We start from the raw sequence: 552 nt of genomic DNA on the forward strand, positions 1-552 counted from the left end.
TCTGCAGTGACAGCTGGTAGTACAGCGTGCTTCTGGCCAGCCCTGCAGCCTTTAACAGGTCAGACTGGCAGTGTCCGCACCTCAGGCTCCGGATGACTTTCGTTTTTTCTCCAGCTCCTGGCGCTTTTTTTCCAGGAGATGCTCCTGCATGGCTTTCAGATATGCATTTTCTGCGCGAAGATAACGCAGCTCATTCTTCATCTCTTCCGGCGTCATGTTTGCCTCGTTTTCATGGGTATCATCAGAACGGGTCATGCTTTTCTCCTTCCTGCGCCTGATAAAGGCCTCATTACCAGATTTGCGGTAGCCTTTTATCCAGTTTTTAACCGTGTTGTGGCTGGGAATGTTAAACCGGGCAGCTACCCGGGGTAGAGACTCAGAATGCCCGAGAGCATAAAGAACCACGCAAAGTTTATCTTCAGGAGAATAGCTACGCTTGTGTCTGCAATCCAGTGCCCGAGGACCGTGAAGAAGAAAAAGATTAATCCAGTGTGAGAGGCTGGTGTGAGAAAGTTGAAAGAGTTTTGCCGTAGAAATGATGCCTGCATGACC

General features: G+C 49.6%; 1 pseudogene. It reads right to left on the reverse strand.

Going from position 1 to position 552, the window contains the following annotated elements:
* A pseudogene (locus ACJHX3_RS25045) lies at window positions 1-552 on the reverse strand (helix-turn-helix domain-containing protein); the annotation flags it as partial.

The organism is Escherichia sp. WS1265, from assembly GCF_046487585.1.
Classification (GTDB): domain Bacteria; phylum Pseudomonadota; class Gammaproteobacteria; order Enterobacterales; family Enterobacteriaceae; genus Escherichia; species Escherichia coli.